This is a genomic window from bacterium 336/3 (genome assembly GCA_001281695.1).
Taxonomy (GTDB): Bacteria; Bacteroidota; Bacteroidia; order Cytophagales; family Thermonemataceae; genus Raineya.
Map to the genome: position 1 here is coordinate 1 of LJIE01000006.1, position 19,813 is coordinate 19,813.

The window sequence follows — 19,813 nt, forward strand, 5'->3', positions numbered from 1 at the left end:
AGACCGCCCTCCCTTTTAGATAGTTAAATTTCCTTAATCAAGCTTATAAAAACTCTTTTTAACATCAAAAAAGACATTTTATCAGTCAAAAAAACAGAAATTATCCGTCAAAACTTTGGCTTAGACCGCCCTCCCTTTTAGATAGTTAAATTTCCTTAATCAAGCTTATAAAAACTCTTTTAACGCTATAAAAACTACCTTTTATAAGTCTATGAGCATCCAAAAAAAACATATTATCAGCGAAAAAACAGAAATTATCCGTCAGACTTTTGATTTAGAAAAACTCCCTTTTAGGATGTAAGTTTATGATTATGAGATATTTATTATTTTAGTTTGACTTATAAAAACTCTTTTTACAGGTATATCTATGTCCTAAAAAAGACAGCGTATCAGTCAAAAAACAGAAAATATCCATTTAATATTAATAATTTATTAGTATTGAATAAATTATTAACTAATAATAAAATATTAAAAATTAATAAAACTAATACTTTGAATAATTAAAATAACTTATTAAATTTGAATAAAATTAATAAAGCTAATAAATTATTATGAAAGTAATTGCAGTAACCAATAATAAAGGTGGTGTAGGAAAGACAACCAGTTGTTTAAATATAGCAGGAGGGCTTGCTAAACTTGGTAAGAAAGTTCTTACGATAGATATGGATGCTCAAGCTAATCTTACTATTAGTTATGGTATCAGTGAAAAAACACAAAATCATATAGGCAGGGTTTTATTGAAAGAATTATCTTTTGATGAAGCAGTACATAAAGTGGGTAAAGTAGATGTTTTGCCATCTTCTCACAGTATGATAGCCTTAGAAAAGAAATTAGTAGAAGAAACTCTCAGTGAACTTTTCTTAAAAAGAGCATTAAACACTGTCAAAGATAAATATGATTATGTAATTATAGATTGTGGACCCAATTTAGGAAAACTTACAGCTAATGCTCTTTGTGCTGCCACAGATTTTATTGTACCTATTCATACAGAATTTTTTTCCTTCAAAGGAATACAAACCCTCTTTTCTTTTGCCCAAAATGTAAAAGATATGATTAACCCAGATATTAAGTTAATGGGAATATTGCTGACTAAATATAACGAAAATACACGAACAGCAGTACACAAACAAGTTGCTTCCAATATTAAAAATAGTGGTAACAAAGTATTTGAATCTTATATAAGACAAAATATAGCACTCTCTGAATCGCCTATGGCTGCAAAAGACATTTTTGATTATGCACCAGATTCTAATGGTGCAGATGATTATTTGGAATTATGTAAAGAAATTATCAACTCATAAAATACAAATGTTTATGAAAAACAAAAAAGAAATCCCTGATTTATATACTTTACCAACATTTGGAGAAGGTACATTCAAAACAGAAACTAAAAGTTTTGAAAATAAAGGTGATACTTCCAAAAATAAGAAAAAGAATAGTACATACTATTTAAGCATGGATATTATAGAACAAATAGATAGAATGGCTTATTGGGATAGAATGAATAAAGGCGAAGCCATTGAAAAAATACTTAAAGAATACTTTGAAAAAAAATCTTACGAACCTATTCCATAAACTATGAAAAATGACTCTTCTCAAGTTCCATCAGTTCGTCTTGATAAAAATATTGCTCATAATGCTTATGATTTCAAGATATATGAAAAAGACGAGAATTTACTTAAAAGTATAGTTCTTTATATTTGTTACAGTTATCAAAACCATATTCTGGAGTATGGAACGATAGACCCCTATGATTTTTGTAAGGTTATGAATTACAAAAGTAGGGCTTATTTATTCAGAAATCACTCCAATCCAGCACAACTTCAAGGAATGTCAGAAGAGCAGGTAGAACAGCTTAAAAACTCTGGAGAATATATCTGGGATAGTGAGTTGGAGAACGTTTTATATAGGCTAAGTACAGAGCCTTTAAAACTATCCTATTCTGGTAAAACCTTTGAAGGCAAAATAGTACATGGTATAGATTCTATACTTATTTTAGAAAGTATTCAAGTTGTTTTAGATGCAAAAAATAAAAAGAGATATTATAAGTTTAAAGCGTCTAATAAATTTTTAAATAATCTATCTCGTTATTTCACCAATATCAATTTGGAAGCCTTCAATAATTTACGAAAGTCGGGCTTACAAAACTTATATTTATTTTTAACCAATTTGAAAGATAATATTCTTTATAAGAATGAAGACAGAGCAACTGTAAACTTCGATTTGTTGTGCAATTTGGCTGAAATTAAGAACCAAGAAAACAAGCAGAAAAAGAAGTATTTGATAAAAGCTTTGGAAAAAGTAAACCAAGAAACTAAAATTAATATTGAATTATCTTGGAATCAAAATGGGAGATATTTTTATCAGCCAGTTTTCAAATTTCAAATGAATGAACAAAAAACTAAACTACAAAGAGCAGTTGAAATGACAGAAGCATTTGATACAGCTCTCTTAAAAGTATTGGTGAAACTCTATAATGAACTTCATCCAGATTTACTACAATTTACTACTTTTAAAGACTGGTTTAATGACAGTAAAAAGAACAGATATGAAAAGGCGTGGGCGTATGTGAAAGTTCAATATGAAATTTTTGGTAGAACAGTAGAAGCGGATTCATTGGAGGTACAGAAATTTTTGGATACTCGCCAATATGAAATTCCTGATATAGAAAAATAAGGTGTTACTAACTCACCACCCTAAATTTAAAAACATCATAAATAATTAAAAAACAAATACTTACATCTAACAATAAGGTGTTACTAACTTACCACCCTAATTTATAAAATATCATAAATAATTAATTATTAACTACTTATATTAAAAAATCAAGGTGTTACTAACTCACCACCCTAATTATATAAATTGCTTTAAATAGCTTAAAACAGTTTTTTAGCTGATATTTTTCACAGATTGAAAGAAAGAGCCTTAAATTAGAAACTTAAAAAATCAAGGTGTTACTAACTCACCACCATGATTTTAGAAATAACATAAATACTTGAAAACTAAAAATTTATATTTAAAACAAAGGTGTTACTAACTCACCACCTTACCTGTTACTAACTTACCACCATGTTACTAACTCACCACCTTAAATTTTAAAAAAATATCATAAATTGTTGATTATAAAATTTTTATATCAAAAATAAAGGTGTTACTAACTCACCACCCTACCTGTTACTAACTCACCACCTGTTACTAACTCACCACCCTAAATTTTGACACTTTTTAAGAAAACCACATAGAGTCGCTGTAAACAATGTTTTTTAATTATTTTAGGTGTTACTAACTCACCACCCTAAATTTTCATCAAAGAAATAAAAATAGTCTTTTAAAGCGAATAAACATAGATTTTTGAATATGCACCTGTTACTAACTCACCACCCTTATATAAAATAAAAATTAAATATTATATAATAGGGTGGTAAGTTAGTAACACCTCAGAATAAGGATTTTTATTATCAGGTTTTTAGAGGCATAACAAAAAGCATTTCTCATAAAGGAGATGTTTAAAATTTTATTCTTGCCACACTTTGAAATTCAAAGTGTGGCAAGAATAAAAAATTCCAAAGAAATAATCCTTTAGAATCAAATATTGTGAGATATGCTTCCAGACCCTTTTATTCCTGACAAGTTGCTCCTCAGCAGAGCTTGTTTCCGCTTCAAAGGGTAAAACAAATATATATGATATTCTTGTATTTTCAAATATAAATCGAGGATTTTTTATAAAACTTAGTATAAATTTTTCTTGAAATTCAAAGAAAAATACTTCATGTATGGTATATAAATTCTTGATTATGTGTTAATTGATATTAAAAAATCAACTTAGTACCATTAAACATTTTGGGGTAAAGTTACATAGAATTGATATAAAAAGATGATTATTAGATAGTTAAATATAACAAAAAAACATTTAATCATTTTATAAATTAAGGTTTAATAAAACTAAACCTTAATTTATTTTTACCTGCCCATTCATGAGCATAGGCAATAGCCAATCTCTCAATTCTGTGAGTTTTTGATTTTCTAATAAAATAGTTTGTTTTTTTTCTTGTATGGAATCTATAAAATCATAAAACTTATTTACAATTTTTTCTTCTGGTAGAGCCATATAATAAGAATCAGCAAGTGAATCTAACAGTAAATTTTTAATACCACTTGTTTTACCTTCATAACCAAAAAAAACGCCATTATCATAAAGTTTATTCCAATAGTAAACAAAGTTATAAAGTAATTTTTTGTTCTTTAAAGATATTGGTTTGCAAAAGTTTGAGCAAATTAAAGGATATTGAAATCTTCTCATAGTTGCATTTGTAATAAACCCAAGTCGCCCTGTGGATTGGGTAGGGCTACCTCCTGAAATTTCAATAATTAAATCATGAGATTGTAATATTTTAAATGAATTTTTCTCTAAAATATATCTTGTTGGAGGATTTAATTCATTTAGCCCATTTAATCCATTAATATCTGCTCCTCTAAAACAAACTACTTTTTTTGTAAAATTTCCTTCTATTTTATCTTTCCCCCAATCACCACTTTTATCTATGGTAATTAAATCTCCTAATTTTTCAACTTCCCACCTTTCAGGAATTTCTCTTTTTAGTTCTTCACTCCATACCATTTTGCCACCACTACTTTTATAGGGCTTTCCATTCTCATCAGGGAAATCGAATTGAACAAACCAATAATCATACAGCGTTTTTGCCATTGCCTCCAACTCTTTATTGATTTCGTTATTTAATTCGATTTTAGCATCTAAAGTAGAAAGAACAGATGCTATTTTTTGTTGTGTAGATATATGAATTTGAGGAATGTGAAATCTTAAAATTTGATTTTTATCACCACGAGGCATTTTCGTTCCTTTAGCCCCTTTCATCATATGACTAAAGAAATCATCTCTAAATAAAGAGTAGTATAGAAATTTTGAATCAATGTCTGGCTTTGATTTTAAAACTAAAACATCTGGAGAACAACCACCACTATTTTTTGCATACCATATTTTTTTTAAATAAGGACGTATGTTGCCAATTAGTATATCTCCTTGAGAAAATGCAATTAAATTTCCTTTGGGAAGAACAGTAGTATTTGAAATACCACCTTTGTTTTGCAACATACTATCAGTAGTTACAAAAGATTCTCTTGAAACTTTTGTTCCATTGATTCGAGTTTCAGAGTAAAAAGCTACTTCTGATAATACCAACTGACTATTCATAAATCAGTCCTCCTAACTGCTTTTTTATTTCTTCTTCAAGTGTTTTAGATTCAGCAAAAAGAGTATCCAAGTTTTGTTTAAAATCATTCATTTTTTCTTCAAATTCTTGATGAGTAATGTCCATATACTCAATTTTTACATCAAAATATTGCCCTGCACTAAAGCTGTAATTTTTCTCTTTAATCTGCTCATAAGAAAGCACCACACTAAAATCGTCTATGGCTTGGTGTTTGTTAAAAGTCTCAATAATTTTTTTTTCTTCTTCTTCTGTAAGTACTGTTTTTTGGTTTTTACCATCTTTTATAGTAGTACCCAATTTAGAGGCATCCATCAGTACAATATCGCCTTTGGTGTTGGCTTTATCTAAAAATAAAATAGATACGTTTGTGCCTGTGGTAGCAAAAATATTGCTGGGCATACTAATTACACCTCTCAACATTTTGTGTTCTACCAACCTCTCACGTATTTTCTTTTCAATACCACTTTGAGCTGTAATAAAACCCGTAGGTACAACAATGGCAGCTCTTCCTTTTTCGGAGAGCGAAAACATAATATGTTGGATAAAAAGCGTATAAATTGCCATTTTATCTTTGTCTTTTTGGGGTACATTGGGGAAACCTGCAAAAAAACGTTCATTGTTTTCTTTTGTATCTAAATCAGCTACATAATCGCTAAAATCCAGTTTAAAAGGTGGATTAGAAACTATATAGTCAAATTTCATAAGAATATTACTATTTGGCTCTTTGTGGTGAGGTGCAAGTAAAGTATTGCCTTGTATAATATTTTGGATAGAGTGAACAAGATTATTAAGAATCAGGTTAAGGCGTAACATTCCCGAAGATTTTTGAGAAATATCCTGAGAGTAAATGGTACATTTATCATCACCAATGGCATGAGCTAAATTCATTAAAAGTGTTCCAGAACCTGCTGAGGGGTCGTAACAAGTAGCATTATTTACAGGCTCATCTACCAAAACAGCAGCCATAATTTTAGCTACTGCATGAGGTGTGTAATATTCTGCATATTTTCCGCCACCATCTTTGTTATAATCTTTGATGAGGTATTCAAAAATAGTAGAAAAGAAGTCAAATTTCTGATTGAATATACTTTCAAAACTAAAATTTACAAGAGCATTGATAATAGCTCGGCAGAAATTATCTCTTTTAGAGCTATCAGTAATAAAGTTGCTTAACTCATCAAACAATATGATTTTTGAACCTGAATCTGTTTTTACAGAAAAAATATCATTGTTAAAAATAGCAATATCTCTGAGCGTATCATCAAAGAATTTTGCAAATTCATTCATGTTTTGCCTTTCAAACAGATAGGGTATATAGTGCTCTTTTTTTAGTTTGGCACTATTGGGGTTCATTTTTAATAAGAGGAGTTCATATTCTTCTTCTGAATAGGTATGAATGGTTTTTTCCCAACTTTCGGCTGTTTCCAATTTTTGGTCTTCTTTTTTGGTTTCATATACAAACTTATCATTCATAAATTTGTATAAAAAAGACTGGGTGATTATTTTAAACTCATTTCCATCATTTCCTAACCCAGAAGAAGTACAAATGCTTTTTAAATTGTCAATTAATTCTTTTGTTTTTGCTGTAAAATCTAATGTTACCATGATTGCTTTCCGTAATATTCGTTTATATATTCTTTTGCCAGATGACTATTGATAAATTTTGCAGATTGTGTATCAAGTTTAATTTTATGATTGCTAAAGTTTTCAATGACCATATTTATTAAAAGTTGGCTAAAATAGCTTTCATTTTCCAACATTCGCATATTCATTAAGACTTTTTTATCAGAGTCAGCCTTTATCTTTATGAGTGCGTCATGTATTTGGCTTTCTCTCTTTGAAATAGTACCTTTTTCTAAAATGCGTTTATGTAATCGAGCATATTTAGCATCATGATTATATTTTGCTTTCAATAAGTTATTTCTACGATTTAGGTCTGTTATTTGAGTATAAATTTTTTGTAGGAGAACTATATTGTCTTTCATTTCTTCTTGGTTAATTTCATCTAAATTTTTCTTGGTAAACAAACGTTTTAATTCTTCATAAAGACTAATAAATTCTGGGTCGTTTTGGTCAAAATTATAACTTAAAGCTTCACGAGCTTGTCTAAGACTATCTTTGAGTTGGTCTGCAATAATGAGTTCCTCTTCTGACATTTTACGGAACATAAATATTACATTCTCTAAAGCAGCGTTTAGTAAATTGGTAATCTCTGCATTTTTTTCTAAAGAATCTTTGAGATTGAGTAGCTCTAAATGTCTTGTAGTTTCACCATATAAAATATGTAGTTTCTGAAAATCTATTTTATCAAGAATTTCATAATATCCATGAGAGCGAATTATATTATATAGGTTTTTAGCATTTTCAAGGGCTTTTTTGATGTCTAATATAATTTTTCGGTCTTCTATTTCTCCAATTTGCTGTGAAAAAATCTCGGCATTTTGTGTATCATAATGCCAAAGAGCCTCTTTTATATCTTCAATCTCATTTTCTATTTCTTCTACAGATTTGAATAAGCTTGAATAATGCTGCATTTCATCACCCAATTCCAATTGAAGCTCATCAAAATAAGCCTTGTTTGTTTTATCAAACTCTTTGCTTATATCAGCAAAATCAACTACATAACCATACCTAAGTTTTTTATAAGGTCTGTTTACTCTTGTAAGAGTTTGTAGTAAGTTATGGTCTTTTACTAAACGCCCTATGTATAGCTTTTTTAATCGTTTGGCATCAAAACCAGTTAAAAGCATATTAAAAACAAACAAGAAATCTATTTTACCATCTTTAAAGTCTTCTACTTCCAGTTTTAGTTCATCTTTATTACCTGCATTATGTAATATAAGAGAGGCTGTAAGATTTTTTTCTTGTTTTTGGGTATAGTTGGTATATTCTTGAGTGATAGGACGTGCTATCAGATAAGGTTCTTGAGGTTCTAATACTTTTTGTGATGGATTATACTTTTGAACAAAAATCTGAAATAGTTTTTTAGCTTGTTCTGAACTATCACAAACTACCATAGCCCCAATAGTATGCTCATCTAAACGAATACGGCTTTTAATAAAATCATCAACAATATACTCTAACATAGGTTCAACAAAACGAGGATGTGCATAAACATTGTGTCTATCTATATCACCTTTAAGCACCTCTATTTGCTCAAGAATATCTTTTAATATAATTTGATAGTTGGTTTGTATATCTTCTCTCAGAAGTCTTAATGTATATCCATCTGCAACAGAAGCATTGTAATAATATTTGTGTATATAATCTCCAAAAATAGCTTTTGAACTTTTATCTTGTTGTATGAGTGGTGTTCCTGTTAAACCAAATAAAATGGCATTTTTATCTGAATTTTGTAAATTAGCTAAAAAACTACCTTTTGGATTATAACTACGATGAACCTCATCTAAAAAATAGATTCTTTGAATGTTAATATCATAATCTTGGCTTTTAAGTGAATCAGTATCATCTTGAAACTTTTGAATATTGACAACGGTAATCTCTTTTTGACCTGAAAAATTATGAATAGCTTGTTTTTGCTTAAAGTCATTCAAAAGTTCTTCTTTAGAATGTACAGTATGGACAACTAATCCACGACTTTTAAATTCTTTTGATGCTTGATTCATCAAATCTATTCTATCTACGATAAAATAGAACTTTGGAACAATACCTTTTTTCTGAAAATAATCTGTTAAGAAATGTACATTATAAAAGGATAAGGCTGTTTTTCCACTTCCTTGAGTATGCCAAATAATACCTTTCTTTATTTCTTTGTCTAATGTTTTTTCTATTGCTTTTGTTGCAAAAATTTGAGGATAACGCATGATATGCTTTTCTAAACCATGACTTTCTCGCACATAGGCAATTCCATATTTTAATAAAAATTTCAATCTTTCTCTACTAAATAAAGACGTAATAATACTATTGGTAGGTGTATTAGGGGATTTGTTGGTGATAAACTCAGGACTACTTTTAATAGCAACTAAATTATTATCCTTCAAAATAAAATTTTCAAGTTCGTTATTTTCAAGTTTAAGAAGTTTTGACAAATCAAGAGTTTCTTCTTCTCTGAAACAATTAAAATTGGCATTAGAATAAGAGGTAGAAGAATAAAAAGCTCCTTGTATAGGCTCTATGGAGTCTGTATCATACTCCATATTATTAGAAAACACGAGTATTTGTGATATATTGATAAATTTACGAAATTTTTTATTTTTAAAGCGAGCATCTATACGCTCTCTTTCTGCAAGAATACCATCATGATTATTAGGTTTTTTAACTTCAATAAATACTAAAGGCATACCATTGATAAGAAGAGTTATATCTGGTCTAAACTCATCGTTTCCATTTTTATATGTAAGTTCTGTAACAACATGAAAAGAATTGTTATCCATATTGTCATAATCTATGAGTTTTACACCTGATGTTGGGTTTAACATATTAAAAAATGCTTCTCCTAAATCTTCATTATCCAAAGCTAAAGATACATTTGTATAAATCCGTTTGACTTCAGCATCTTCTATATCTGGATTGATATTTTTGATAGCCTCATTAAAAATATCAGTAAAAATGTTAGTCTCAATATCCCATTGAGTATTTGAAAGTGATAGGTATTCATAGTTTAATCTACATAAATGTAAAATAGCAGGTATTTTTACTCTTGTATTTTCATTAAAAGCCATAGCTAAGTATTTTTATTTTTAAAATAACTATATGAGTCCGTAAAATTATTGAGTTTGAGTGTTTAAATTTATATAAAATTTAGCTTTTCTGTTTAAAACAAATTGAATCTAATAATTTGAGGGATAGAGTTCATTGTAGAAAAAATCAAATCAAATTTTTTCATAGTTTAGAGTGGTAGCCGATTTTTAATGCCAACCATTGTAACTTAGCAAGTATTTCATTTATAAAACTTCGTTTGTTTGGTCTGAATAAGGAAGGTTTCATATCTGTTTTATAAAGATTTTCAATTATTTTATTTCCTTTTCCATATCTTTTGAATCTTTTCCAAAAACCAATGAGACCATCATCAAAATCATGTAATGCAATAGAGTTAAAGGCATATTTAAGATTGCCTATTTGAGAAAGCCTTAATCCTAAATCAATATCTTCACCTCCAGCAATAGTAATGGTTTCATTGAAACCACCTATTTCATCAAAAGCTTTTTTCCAAATAAGACAATTTGCTGTGATTAGATATTGTGGAACAAATTCATCATCATCTATTATTTTTAGTGGAATTAAAATCTCTTGTGTTTCATAGTATTTTGAAAGCCAATTGTGTGTTAAAGATTTCACATTGCCTGCGTATGCTATAGCATTTGCTTCATCTGTTTCATAACCTGAAATTAATGTTTCAGTAGATATACAATCACTATCTACAAATAAAATCCATTTTCCTGTGGCATATTTCACACCAATATTTCGGGCACTTGCAGGTCCTATTTTCTTACAATCAACAATTTTTATATTAACAAACTTCTCCAAGAACTTTTTTCTGACTTCAGTTTTTATTTTGGAGTTATTGCAAACAATGATAATTTCTTTTGGAAATTTATTCTCTAAATGGGTACGAAAAAAAGACTCAAGAAAGTTATCAATGCCTTTTTGATTATCCTTCACAGGAATTATAATAGAAATATCTTGTGCTTTTATAGATTCGGATAATGTTTCTTGTGTATTCTTTTTGAATGTGAAAACTAATCTGCTTACTAAAGTCATATCAACAAAAATACTATTACTTTGTATTATGAAATAAACACTATTAATTTAACTCTATGTAAATAATTACATTGATTGTTTTGATTGCCAATAGCCAATTTTTAGGTTATTCTAAAGAGATAAACGTTTGTAATTATTTTAATTGTCCTATAATTTCCAAACTTGAAGAGAGTCATATAAAGATTTTTAATCTATTTTCCATAGTTTCTCACCTGTATCTTTATCAATAGAGAACATTGTTTGCATAAACACATAATTAACACCTGATATTTTCTTTATTTCGGAAGCTTTTATTGGTTTTAATAACTTCTTGAAGTTTATTAGCTTTGTTGAATATTCTTCATTAGACCACTCTTCTTGTCCACGATAAGAACTTCTGTTAATGATTCCTGAACCAATTCCCTTTGCAATTATACCAACTCCAGACCTATAAAGAAATACTCTATCACCCTTATTTATCTGTTCTATTTTATGCTTCCACGGCTCAAAATAAGCAGCAGCTTTTTGGTTAGTGAGCATATCAATTTCATCTTCCTCACCTCCTTGTATATTAGTGTTTAGAATAAAATATCCTTCATTGATGTCTTCATAAGGATTTGGGATTTGTCTATAAGTTTCAAAGTCAAGCAATATCTGGTCTCCAACTTGATAAACTTTATATATCCAACTGGAAATATTTACTCCTTGTTCAGACCAATATTTGATTGCTGCTCGTGTTTTAAAATCAAGACCATTTGTTATTAAAATGAATTTTTGTTTTTTATTTATATCTTCTTTATTCAGTTGAGTATTAAATTTCTCATTTAATGAACTTAAAAGATTATTACTATTTGGGAAAAATTTTAAATAAAGTTCATTTAACTCATCATAGGAATTTTGCCCAAATATTTGTCCATACCTCAGAACTTGCAATAAATTACTTTCATGCGATTCCCAAGCTTTGAGTTCAAAAATATAAAGGTTTCCATTTTTGTCAATAGCCATTAAATCAGGTTCTTCTTGCCATTTTCTTGATTGCATTATTAGTAGTAATTCATCTTCAGGGAGTAAAAAATCAAGATTTTCGTACATCATTTTTTGAAAATTTTCTTCTTTCCAACCAATTGATGAAAGTCGTACACCTTTTCTTCTCTTTATTTCAGAACTGTGTTTATTTATATCAAAAATCATAAAATTGCTATTTTATTACAATCAATTAAATATTTAGTATAGACTATACTTTTTCCGTTTCTAATCTAAGCAATAAAAAACTTCTACGCATCAGGGATTCCCTGATTTTGAGGTGGTGTAATGAAATAATTTTTTTGAATAAAAAAGAAAGTGTTTTACTTGATTAAATAAAAATAAGAGGGTTATGATATGATAAACAGTATGTAAGTTTTATGTAAAAAACGTATAAATTTCAAAAATTAAATGTTGTAACATCTAATTGTATGGCTGTTTTTTGGCAATGATTTGATGTTGAAGTGTCCAAGATTGGAGGACATGATTAGAATTTGGAATAAAATCATCTCTCTATAAAATTGCTATCTCTAAAGAAAAGCAAAGTATTGCAACGAATCGCAAAGCAGGTTTGGGAAAAATCACAGAAAATGGAGGCAAGGTACAGTAATTTGAAGGTTATTTTTGGAGGAATCGCAAAGAAAAGCAACAAATCGTAAAGCAGGTTTGAGGAGAATCGCAACTTATCGCAAAGTATTGCAACGAAAAGCAACGTATCTCAAAGAAACCCAACGAATCGCAAACCTGATTTGATGTTGAAGTGTCCAAGTTGTAACTTGCATTTTGGTATGGCACTGTATCAAAAAGTGTGTATGTAGAAAAAAAATGAATAACACAATAGCTATTACTTGTTTTGCTTGTTATTTCTTGATGCTTCCATTTATTTCAAAATATTTCATAGTTATTTCAACGTGTTTGTATGTTACTTCCTGATTTTTCCACTTATCATCTACGACTATTTCTAGTTATTTCTTAATATTTCTACTTGTTTCCTGATAAATAAAAATTTTGCGTTTCTAAGAGAGAACTTTTCAACTAATTTTTATAAAAATCAGGATTTTTTTTGAAAGAAATGGATAGATTTTGAGGTAAGAGGACTAAGTGTGAGAGCACAACACATGAATTTTTAAGAAGAAATGAGTGAGTTTTTTGGTAAATGAGAAGTAATACATGAATTATTTTTACATATGATAGAGCCTTTTTTTAAAGAATTACTTCAAATTTAGAAAAATGAGTAGTTAAAATAGAGAGCAAACGGACAAATCCTGACTTATCTGGACATAAACGGACATGAATTACATGATAAAACGGATTTATCTGGACAAAAAAGGACACAAACTGACATAAACTGCCAAATCTGGACATAAACGGGCATACTATTGCTTCCTAAGATTTTTTATCAGTAAACTTATTTCAGGACAAGACATCTGTTATAAGAATTGTTTTCATGGGCTCTTAAGGTTTATAGAATTTGATGAGCCAAATAAAACTTGTGAGATACAAAAGTCTTTGGGTGATGCCTTGGTAATTTTTCACAAGCCCAAATGATGCAGAAAGTCCAACCACCAAAATGAAAAAAGTAAAATGTATCGCTTTTTCGCTTTTGTCAATTGAATAAAATAGTTGTACCAAAATACCAAGTGTAAAAGTCGCACCTGCAATTTGAGCCAATGCTGAGTGAATTGTTGCTTGTAATGCAGAATAATTGTCAAAGCTGAAAAATGGCTTTGTGCAAAAAACACCTGTCAAGCCAACACATAAACCATAAATCAAGATGGGAGTTGTTCGCCAAGTGAATCCATTGAGTAAAATACCTACCAATAGTGTCAAACCAAAAGCTAAAAAACCCAACTGCATAATTAGTTTTCTGTTATAGCCTTGTGAACCCAAGTCGCTAATCGTGTTTTTTGTCCAGTCGTAATGATTGGTTGAAAATATATGAGCAACCACAATTGCCAACACAAAAAGTGCCGTTGATATGATGTTGTAATTGTTTTTTATGTAGTCCATTTTTCGTTGTTAGTCTTCAAGTTGCTGGTTGGTCATAGATTTATATAACAGAATGGTATAGGCATTTTATCCCAATAGTTTTGTAGCTTGGTGAAGTTACAAAAAAGCGAACATAGAGCAATCTTTTTTACAATTTTGCCAACATGCGATTTGTAGTATGTTGATTTCAGAAAATTGTTCATTTTTTTGAAATACTTCCTATCCTGAAAATATATTACTCCATCCATCCCAAACAATGTATCAATATTTTATATTGCCGTTTGCAAAAACAAATTTTATTTTACTAAATTTATCACAAGTTTTATAAAATATTAGTATGAAAATAGGATATGTAAGAGTTTCTAAAGAAGAACAAAATGAAGAACTTCAAATGGATGCTCTTCAAAAATATGGTTGCCAAAGAATCTTTCAGGAAAAAGTTTCTGGTGCTTCTAAACTCAGACCTGAATTTGAAAAGCTCAAAGAAACCTTGAGAGAAGGGGATGAATTAGTGGTGTGGGATATTGACCGTTTGGGTAGAACTACTCTTGAACTGGTGATGTTTGTAGATGAACTCAATCAAAAAGGTATTTTGTTCAAAAGTCTCTCACAATCGCTCATTGACACCACTACTGAAACTGGAGAATTTGTTTTCAAACTCTTTGCTCTTTTGGCTGAACATGAAAGAAAAAGGCTGATTCGTAGAACCAAAGCTGGGCAAGAGGCTGCTCGTGCCAGAGGAAGAATGGGGGGAAGACCCAAAGGCTTATCTGTTCGCTATCAGGAAATTGCTCCTATGGTGGCAAGTGCTTATAAAGAACAAAGAAGCATCAGAGATATTATGAAGGCTTTTAAAATCCCTTCTACGGCTACTGTTTACAAAATTCTCAAGCAGTTTAATGATACGATTCTTTAAAATGATAAAAGTTTTTTTTGTTGTATTTAACTACTTATATATACGCTATTTAACTCGTTTTCATGTAACTTTTCCCCTACGCTGTTTAAGGTTACCCAATTTTGGCTCCTATTTGTATTTTTTTAGGCTTCATATCCAAAGATTTTTTTAGAAAATAATGGAAAACTTTTAGACATCTAATGTACAAATATCAGTGAAATCACCCAAAAAAACAGCTGTTTTTTGTGAATTTTTGAGTGTATATATCACACACTATATAGTACAAACACCACTCTATTTAATAATTTCAATGATTTACACCCTATCAACATTCATTTTTTACATTTATTTTGCACAACTAAAAAAAGCACAAAAGGGAAGTGATTTTTTCACACTTTTTTTAGAGAAAGCTCAAGTTCATGAAAAATCGAAAAATAATTAAATATCTAATTATCAATATTTTACAAAATAAGCTTAAAAATCCTCTCTTTTTTGTGAGCAATTCTTTGGAAAAGTGGATAAAATTGTCTAAATTTTAGTAGAATAATAGTAATATTGATTTTTGTAAAATACTGAAATAGAATATCATGAAACAAGAAAAAGGTAGAAAGAAGGAATATAGCAATGTTAAAATCATCAAAGAGTCCAAATCTGATTTAGATGCCATTGCTAAAAGCTTTGGTTTGAAGGTGGGAGAAGTAATGGAGGCTATGATTGCCTATTTTAAACACACTAAACAAAGCCCTATCAATCAGAAAAAACAGATGAATGAGCTTGAAGGTTTCAAGGAAGAAATACAGGAAGGGGTGATTGCAAGAAGTAGAGAAATGGTAGAGACCTTCTTAAAGAAACAGAAAGAAGAACACTTCAAGGCTTTGAATGAAGTACTTGAAAAAGTAGAAGCAAAGGAAAGAATATTTTCTAATGACAAAGCATTAGAATTATGGAATACCTTTAAAAAAGAACTGCCTCTAAGCTTACAATCTCTTGATAAATACCAAAAAGCCTTTGAAACGTTGGGGAAAAAGGTAGAAAAACCTAGTGATCCATTTTTATATATGTTGAAAGACAAATAATTATACTAGTATAATGGTAGAATTCTTATAAAAAAGTGTTTTTAATTTTTATGGAGAAGCTCTTTAGATTTCTGAAGGGTTTCTCCCTCTAATTCATACAAAAAAGTTCGTTGAGGTATCTTTGAAAGTCTTCCTAAAATATTTTCAAAATTTTGAAGAAAGTATGTAATCATTTCATATTCAGGATATTTAATTTTCAGTTCGTTCTTTTCTACCTCTATCAAATCCTCTATCCATTGCTCCATATCTGCTATCTTTTCTTGAAAAAACTTTTTGGGAAGTTTTTGATTACTTTCTTTTAAAAGAGATTGAAGAATTTTGTTAAAATGGGTTTGTAGATGCTTTGGCAATGTTTTAGGAGTTTGTTCTACAGTTAATTTTTTCAGCTCTATTTCCAAAAGTTTCATTTTTTCTTCATGAGCTTGTTTCTCTTGTTGAATTTGTTGTTCCAATTTCAAGGCTGTGATGACTGTAGTTTCTTGTAAATCTTTTTTGAGAGGAAATCCCTGATTTCTTTGTTCAAAAAAGAAATCAAGTTTACATTTTTCAGAACAATAGATTTTATTCTTTCTTCCTTCAAAGAAAACTTGACACTTTGGACATTGTTTTTGCTCAGACATCTTATTTTTTTAGATTTATTTTTTAGTGAAAAGTGAGTTATAACGGTTATAATACACTATTTTACCTTCAAAACAACTTTTCTATTACAAAAGGTTCTATGATTCACTTTTGTGGTGCATTTCTCAATAAAAATCACTTTTTCTGTTATTTTTTGCCCCAATATTTTTAAAGAAATGCTGTGTATAAATATTTAAAAATACATTTATAACGGTTATAATGATGTTTTTTAATAGTGATATAGAATTTGTCATCCAAAATACTTATCTTTGAAAACATAGTGTTCAATTTTTGTTTAATCTGGAAAAGACTCTACTTTTAGTGGAGTCTTTTTTAATGGAAGGCTTGCAAATATGTTTAGATTTTAGTATCTTCGATGGTGATGCAGGTTACTTGTAAGAACTTGTTAAAAATTTGAAAAGGATGCTGACTTCTCCAAGCATCTTTTTTTGTGAGGTATCATTTTTTTATTCTTTTAATAAATTCTCAGGAACCGTTCTGAGAACTGATAAACTTGTTTTTTAACAAAAAATTCAAAGGATGATTAATTTCAAAAGAATAGATGAGAAAGACTTTGTTTTTATCAATACACCTGTTAGTGATTTAGAAGACAAAGCATTTAGTGAGTTCTTGAAAAAACGTAAAATAAAGACTCAGCAAACAAAAGTATTTCAAAACAAGTAAGTAGCTCTATAAGATATTGAAAAATTGCAGAATATGAAGTTTTTAATGATTGAACCTGAAATAGAATTACTTGTTAGGGTAAGTAAAAACACAAAAAAAGATGATTAAATCGTATCTAACTTTATTAAGGCAAAAAAATCAATTACTCAAAAAATAATAAAAATAAAAGTTAAAACAGTAAAATAGTCAAACAAGTGTATAAAAATATAATTCTACTTTTTATATAACATAAAAAATTATTATACAATAGTTTATATTTAAAAAACTCAAAGTATTTCTACCAAAAAACACTTTATTTCTTGACATTTTCTAAAAAAACTTGAAAAGTATTTCAACATTACAGCATAAAATAAGAGATAGGAATCTTCATAGTTTCATGGAAACATGGATAGTGTTCTTACAAGCAACTTTCTCACTCAAAAACTTACATTCAGTCCTCTTTTCCAATCAATTTTCATATCTTTGTACCATCATTTTCTTTTGAAAACTATGCTGTTACGAATAGTAGTGATTTGCTTGATGAGTATGTTTTTCACAAACCTTCTTCAAGCCCAAAATAAAAATACCATTGCTGTAGATACTCTTGCCATTAGAGTGATTGGCAAAGCCACTTCTTCTTCTATTTTACTTCGCTGGGCTCCTCTTTCAAGTAAGTCTTGGCTTGCTTTAAACAAACAGGGCTATACGGTGGAGAAAATTTGGATGACTACGTCAGCTTCTAATAAAATCGTTCAAGGAAAAAGAGAAATTTTGACTTCCAATTTTAAGCCATTGCCTTTAGATGATTGGGAAGCCATTGTCAAATCTGACAAATTTGCTCCCATTGCTGTTCAGGCTTTGTATGGGGAGAATTTTGTCTTGAAAACTGAAAAAAGTAATTTAGTCAATCTAATCAATGCCTCCAAAGAACAAGAAAACAGGTATTCTTTTGCTTTGTTTGCCTCTGATATGTCTTGGAAAACAGCCCAAAGTGCTGCCCTTGCCTTAGAAGACAAAAATGTGAAGAAAGGAGAAAGATATTTGTATAAGATTTATCCCACAACACCAGCCACACCTTCCAAAAAGAAAATCGTAGTGGATACTGGTTTTGTATATCTGGGATTAGAAGACTTTCAGCCCATTCCAAGAGTGACAAGGCTTGAAGGAGAGTTTGGAGATAAAATGGTGGTTCTAAGATGGAATCAGGCGATTTATAATCAGTTTTTCACAGCTTATGAAGTGGAACGTTCAGAAGATGGAAAAACTTTCACACCCACCAGTGATGTACCTTTCTTAAGCCCAGGGGACAAAGTAGGTGATGGAATGATTTACAAAGCTGATTCCCTTGCCCAGAACGAAAAGAAATATTATTTCAGAGTGAGAGGAATTACTCCTTTTGGAGAGAAGAGCCAGCCTTCTGATACTTTGATAGGAGAGGGACATATTCCTCTTTCTGGAAATCCTGCCATCACTGAATCCTCCAGTCCAGATAACAAACAAGTGATTCTTCGTTTTACCTTTCCTGAAAAAGAACTTGCTCAAGTAGCTGGTTTTGAAGTGGAAAGAGCTGAAAGAATTGAGGGAGTTTATCAAACCATTTCATCTAAAACCCTCCCAGTTTCTCAGAGAGAATACAAAGATATTCCAAATAAGAATTCTAATTATTATAGAATCAAGGCTTTGGGTAAAAAGAAAGGAGAATATGCTTATTCTTTTCCAAGCTTGGTGCAGTTAGTGGATAGTATTGCTCCCAATGCTCCTTTGGGACTCAAAGGTGAAATTGATTCACTTGGAATAGTCAAGATTTCTTGGAAGAAGGGAAATGAAGCTGACTTATATGGATATAGAGTCTATAGAGCCAATTCCTTGAAAGAAGAGTTTTCTCAGATCACCAAAGAAGCCATTCAAAGAACTTATTTCACAGATACTGTGCAACTTCAAACTCTTACCAAAAAAGTATATTATCAGATTGTAGCTGTGGATACTCGTTTCAATCCTTCTAAGTTTTCAGAAGCTTTGGAAATTAAAAGACCAGACAAAATAGCTCCCAATCCTGCTGTATTTATCAGTGCCAAAAGCACCTTGAAAGGAGTGGAATTACTTTGGGAGAAGAGTGGGGCAAATGACCTTGAAAAACAAGTGATTTATAGAAAAGAAGAAAGAGAGAAAGATTGGGTGGTGATTGCCACATTAGATAACAAACCCACTACCTTCACAGATGAAACTGGAGAGAAGGGGACACTCTATTCCTATACTTTGGTCTCAGTGGATGATTCCAAACTGGAATCCAAGCCTTCAAGACCTGTTCAGGCAAGGAAGTTGGATTCTAAAGAAAGAGCACCTATAGAAAAGCTGACAGCCACCAAAAACACAGAAAACAAACAAGTGATTCTTTCTTGGAAATACCCTGAAAATACTCAGGTGGAGAAATTTATCATCTACAAAGGGAAAGGAGATGCAAATGTAAGTCAATTATCTTTTGTGGGTGCAGGCACAAGAACTTACACAGATGAGGCTGATTTGAAAGTAGGAAATTTGTATCGTTATAGAATCAAGGCTGTGTACAAAGATGGAACTGAATCCATGATTTCAGAGGCTGTCAAAGTGAATTGGTGATCTTG

14 protein-coding genes and 1 pseudogene are annotated in these 19,813 nt (G+C 30.0%); 7 read left to right on the forward strand and 8 right to left on the reverse strand.

Annotated features, from left to right (window positions below; translation table 11 throughout):
* Window positions 1–551: 551 nt before the first annotated feature.
* From AD998_21320 to AD998_21330, 3 genes are read left to right on the forward strand one after another with little or no spacing between them, the layout of a single operon-like run.
* Window positions 552–1,301 (forward strand): hypothetical protein, encoded by a 750-nt coding sequence (locus AD998_21320; GenBank protein KOY84352.1) that lies wholly within the window; start codon window positions 552–554, stop codon window positions 1,299–1,301.
* A complete protein-coding gene (locus tag AD998_21325) occupies window positions 1,252–1,575 on the forward strand; it encodes a hypothetical protein (protein KOY84353.1) in 324 nt (107 codons plus the stop codon). Before AD998_21320 ends, AD998_21325 begins: the two co-directional genes overlap by 50 nt.
* A gap of 3 nt (window positions 1,576–1,578) precedes the next feature.
* The gene (locus AD998_21330) at window positions 1,579–2,676 is read left to right on the forward strand and encodes a hypothetical protein (protein ID KOY84354.1); all 1,098 of its coding nucleotides are present in this window, start codon (window positions 1,579–1,581) and stop codon (window positions 2,674–2,676) included.
* Between the two features lie 1,273 nt (window positions 2,677–3,949).
* Here the strand turns inward: AD998_21330 and AD998_21335 are convergent.
* From AD998_21335 to AD998_21365, 7 genes and pseudogenes are all read right to left on the reverse strand, one after another.
* Window positions 3,950–5,209: a hypothetical protein gene (locus AD998_21335; protein ID KOY84355.1), complete on the reverse strand. Its 1,260-nt coding sequence runs from the start codon at window positions 5,207–5,209 to the stop codon at window positions 3,950–3,952.
* Window positions 5,202–6,833: an N-6 DNA methylase gene (locus AD998_21340; GenBank protein KOY84356.1), complete on the reverse strand. Its 1,632-nt coding sequence runs from the start codon at window positions 6,831–6,833 to the stop codon at window positions 5,202–5,204. Before AD998_21340 ends, AD998_21335 begins: the two co-directional genes overlap by 8 nt.
* The gene (locus AD998_21345) at window positions 6,827–9,910 is read right to left on the reverse strand and encodes a restriction endonuclease subunit R (protein ID KOY84357.1); all 3,084 of its coding nucleotides are present in this window, start codon (window positions 9,908–9,910) and stop codon (window positions 6,827–6,829) included. The genes AD998_21340 and AD998_21345 overlap by 7 nt, the downstream gene beginning before the upstream one ends.
* Window positions 9,911–10,070: 160 nt before the next feature.
* On the reverse strand, window positions 10,071–10,949 hold the full coding sequence (locus tag AD998_21350) for a hypothetical protein (protein ID KOY84358.1): 879 nt from the start codon (window positions 10,947–10,949) through the stop codon (window positions 10,071–10,073).
* 186 nt (window positions 10,950–11,135) lie between these two features.
* Window positions 11,136–11,519, reverse strand: a pseudogene (locus tag AD998_21355) (hypothetical protein).
* A 1,887-nt stretch (window positions 11,520–13,406) separates the two neighbouring features.
* Window positions 13,407–13,913 carry a hypothetical protein gene (locus tag AD998_21360; protein KOY84359.1) on the reverse strand — a complete coding sequence of 169 codons (507 nt, stop codon included), beginning with the start codon at window positions 13,911–13,913 and terminating at the stop codon, window positions 13,407–13,409.
* A gap of 80 nt (window positions 13,914–13,993) precedes the next feature.
* A complete protein-coding gene (locus AD998_21365; protein ID KOY84360.1) occupies window positions 13,994–14,188 on the reverse strand; it encodes a hypothetical protein in 195 nt (64 codons plus the stop codon).
* 89 nt (window positions 14,189–14,277) lie between these two features.
* Here AD998_21365 and AD998_21370 point away from each other — a divergent pair, with 89 nt between their 5' ends.
* The 3 genes from AD998_21370 to AD998_21380 all read left to right on the forward strand — a co-directional run bounded on the left by AD998_21370 (window position 14,278) and on the right by AD998_21380 (window position 15,911).
* On the forward strand, window positions 14,278–14,856 hold the full coding sequence (locus AD998_21370; GenBank protein ID KOY84361.1) for a hypothetical protein: 579 nt from the start codon (window positions 14,278–14,280) through the stop codon (window positions 14,854–14,856).
* A 193-nt stretch (window positions 14,857–15,049) separates the two neighbouring features.
* The gene (locus AD998_21375; GenBank protein KOY84362.1) at window positions 15,050–15,277 is read left to right on the forward strand and encodes a hypothetical protein; all 228 of its coding nucleotides are present in this window, start codon (window positions 15,050–15,052) and stop codon (window positions 15,275–15,277) included.
* 145 nt (window positions 15,278–15,422) lie between these two features.
* Window positions 15,423–15,911 (forward strand): hypothetical protein, encoded by a 489-nt coding sequence (locus AD998_21380; GenBank protein ID KOY84363.1) that lies wholly within the window; start codon window positions 15,423–15,425, stop codon window positions 15,909–15,911.
* A 41-nt stretch (window positions 15,912–15,952) separates the two neighbouring features.
* Here the strand turns inward: AD998_21380 and AD998_21385 are convergent, their stop codons facing one another.
* Window positions 15,953–16,531 (reverse strand): hypothetical protein, encoded by a 579-nt coding sequence (locus tag AD998_21385; GenBank protein ID KOY84364.1) that lies wholly within the window; start codon window positions 16,529–16,531, stop codon window positions 15,953–15,955.
* A 1,201-nt stretch (window positions 16,532–17,732) separates the two neighbouring features.
* Here AD998_21385 and AD998_21390 point away from each other — a divergent pair.
* The gene (locus AD998_21390; protein KOY84365.1) at window positions 17,733–19,808 is read left to right on the forward strand and encodes a hypothetical protein; all 2,076 of its coding nucleotides are present in this window, start codon (window positions 17,733–17,735) and stop codon (window positions 19,806–19,808) included.
* The last annotated feature ends 5 nt before the right edge of the window (window positions 19,809–19,813 follow it).

Bases quoted from the DNA above. Each gene is read 5' to 3' on its own strand.
- AD998_21320 (KOY84352.1), top strand. From the start codon at position 552: ATGAAAGTAATTGCAGTAACCAATAATAAAGGTGGTGTAGGAAAGACA.
- AD998_21370 (KOY84361.1), top strand. From the start codon at position 14,278: ATGAAAATAGGATATGTAAGAGTTTCTAAAGAAGAACAAAATGAAGAA.
- AD998_21380 (KOY84363.1), top strand. From the start codon at position 15,423: ATGAAACAAGAAAAAGGTAGAAAGAAGGAATATAGCAATGTTAAAATC.
- AD998_21390 (KOY84365.1), top strand. From the start codon at position 17,733: ATGAGTATGTTTTTCACAAACCTTCTTCAAGCCCAAAATAAAAATACC.
- AD998_21330 (KOY84354.1), top strand. From the start codon at position 1,579: ATGAAAAATGACTCTTCTCAAGTTCCATCAGTTCGTCTTGATAAAAAT.
- AD998_21345 (KOY84357.1), bottom strand. From the start codon at position 9,910: ATGGCTTTTAATGAAAATACAAGAGTAAAAATACCTGCTATTTTACAT.
- AD998_21325 (KOY84353.1), top strand. From the start codon at position 1,252: ATGGTGCAGATGATTATTTGGAATTATGTAAAGAAATTATCAACTCAT.
- AD998_21365 (KOY84360.1), bottom strand. From the start codon at position 14,188: ATGGATGGAGTAATATATTTTCAGGATAGGAAGTATTTCAAAAAAATG.
- AD998_21350 (KOY84358.1), bottom strand. From the start codon at position 10,949: ATGACTTTAGTAAGCAGATTAGTTTTCACATTCAAAAAGAATACACAA.
- AD998_21335 (KOY84355.1), bottom strand. From the start codon at position 5,209: ATGAATAGTCAGTTGGTATTATCAGAAGTAGCTTTTTACTCTGAAACT.
- AD998_21385 (KOY84364.1), bottom strand. From the start codon at position 16,531: ATGTCTGAGCAAAAACAATGTCCAAAGTGTCAAGTTTTCTTTGAAGGA.
- AD998_21340 (KOY84356.1), bottom strand. From the start codon at position 6,833: ATGGTAACATTAGATTTTACAGCAAAAACAAAAGAATTAATTGACAAT.